This is a genomic window from Lyngbya aestuarii BL J (assembly GCF_000478195.2).
Classification (GTDB): Bacteria; Cyanobacteriota; Cyanobacteriia; order Cyanobacteriales; family Microcoleaceae; genus Capilliphycus; species Capilliphycus aestuarii.
The window spans coordinates 1-1,340 of the sequence record NZ_AUZM01000217.1 but is presented as its reverse complement, the minus strand read 5'-3'; the positions used below and the strand labels follow the sequence as shown (position 1 = coordinate 1,340).

Annotated in this window: 2 protein-coding genes; both read left to right on the top strand. The window is 35.1% G+C overall.

All coding sequences use genetic code 11. The annotated features are described in order from the left end of the window. On the top strand, positions 1–427 hold a 427-nt coding region (locus M595_RS27635; RefSeq protein ID WP_040484782.1), incomplete at its 5' end, for an aldose epimerase family protein. Positions 428–570: 143 nt separating this feature from the next. Next, positions 571–1,340, top strand: a 770-nt coding sequence (locus M595_RS27630; protein ID WP_023069866.1) for a tetratricopeptide repeat protein, incomplete at its 3' end; no start/stop codon positions are given.

Here is a 1,340-nt window from a genome sequence, read left to right as displayed (position 1 = left end):
TCACACCAATTTGTCTCAGGAATCTATGCCGTTTTCAACAGGTATTCATCCTTATTTTACAGTTGCAAACAAACAGCAATTAGTTTTTGATTTACCTTCAACTCAGTTTCAAGCCAAAGATGATGAGACGATTCAAACTTTTTCAGGACAGTTTGATTTTGAACAAGATGAAATTGATGTGGCATTTTTTAATTTATCTAAATCCTCTGCGGTAGTCAATGATTTGAGTCGTAAATTAAAGCTGACCTTTGAGTGGGATAATCGTTACTCAACTCTTGTTTTCTGGACGGTTAAAGGCAAAGAGTTTTATTGTCTAGAACCCTGGAGTTCTCCTCGTAATGCACTTAATACAGGTAAATCTCTGATGAGTGCTAAACCCGGAGAAACGATAGAAACGTTTGTCAAAATTAGTGCAGATCTCGGTTAGAGTTTAAGGTTAGTCACTGGAGTTACTCTTAACTTATTGTATAAAAATTCCCCAGATTAATTAATCGTTAATATTGGGGAATTATAACTAATATTTAAGAAAATTAATTAAAATTTAGCTATTATATTGAATTAGGTTTTAAAATGAGTAATGGATCTAAAGTTTTGATTCGACAGTCTATCAAACTAAGTTTAACCTTATGGGTTTACTTTGTGCTGTTACTAGAGACTGGGAGAGCAGAGTTTAGCAAGACAAACTCACCCTCATTACAACAGCCAGAAACACAGCAGTTTTTGAACGAATCAGAAAAACCTTCACAGCAGCAGACAATTCCATCTCAGCTACAAGCTATTCAAAAATTAGAAGAAACACTATCAAAATCACGAACTCTAGCTGATCAATCTCAAGTCGCATCAATCTTGCTGAAACTCGGTAAACTTTATCAAGAACTCGGAGCAACAACACCTGCATTACAATACTATAACGAAGCGTTAACCCTATATCAAGAAATAAAAAACCCTCTCCAAGAAGCCTATATTCTCAGCCAAATAGGAAGTGTTTATGTCGCCTACTTAGGACAATTAGATGAAGAACAACTCTTTGCATTTAATCACGATTTATTGATCAATTCTCGGCAGTCAAAATTATTGCTCGATCAAAGCTATAGCGATCCGGAAAAAGCGAAAGAACTTTATAACCAATCTCTAGCAATTTACCAGAAAATTAATAACTCTCCTAACTCTAAGATTGATACCTTTGCTGCACGTCAAGGAGAAGCAACTGTTCTCAATACTATGGCTCTCAATGACTATTTGAATAATGGTGAAGAAGATAAAGTTAAATTACTTAAACAATCTTTGGCAATTTATCAGGAAATCGGTGATCAAAAAGGGGAAAGATCGGAAGAGCACAC